Below are 443 nucleotides of genomic sequence, written 5' to 3' on the forward strand. Positions count from 1 at the left end.
AGAGTCCACGCTCCTGCACCTTTCTTTTTGTATTCATCAATCTTGCTCATTAACCGTTTTTCTGCTGCATCATCAAGATGCATTGAACGAGTTGCATCAGCACCTCTACCTTGTTCAATATCAGTAAAGAGACCATTTCCCTTTCCTGTTGGATTATTTCCCCATGTTCCGTAAGTGGTAGTTTTTCCCCCTCCATCCGGGGTATAACTAATCCAAGAATGCCCATCCATTAAACCAGAACCAGTTGAATAAATTGTCAGAGTACCTGACAAACCATAAATGTCAGTCCATGAATTTATATTTAGTCCAAATTGATAAAAGTTAGTACCACCCCACAACCCGATCGGATCCTGTGTAACAAACCGCCCCGAATGCGGGTCGTAGTACCTGAAGAAGTTGTAATGCAGCCCAGTCTCCCCGTCGCAATACTGGTTCTGCAACCG

Annotated in this window: 1 protein-coding gene; it reads right to left on the bottom strand. The window is 43.8% G+C overall.

Annotated features, from left to right (window positions below):
• The coding region (locus tag ACI43T_RS11990) for an RHS repeat-associated core domain-containing protein (protein ID WP_405387338.1) at window positions 1–440 on the bottom strand (440 nt) is incomplete at its 3' end.
• Window positions 441–443 lie beyond the last annotated feature (3 nt).

Source organism: Neisseria oralis, assembly GCF_045062685.1.
Classification (GTDB): Bacteria; Pseudomonadota; Gammaproteobacteria; order Burkholderiales; family Neisseriaceae; genus Neisseria; species Neisseria oralis.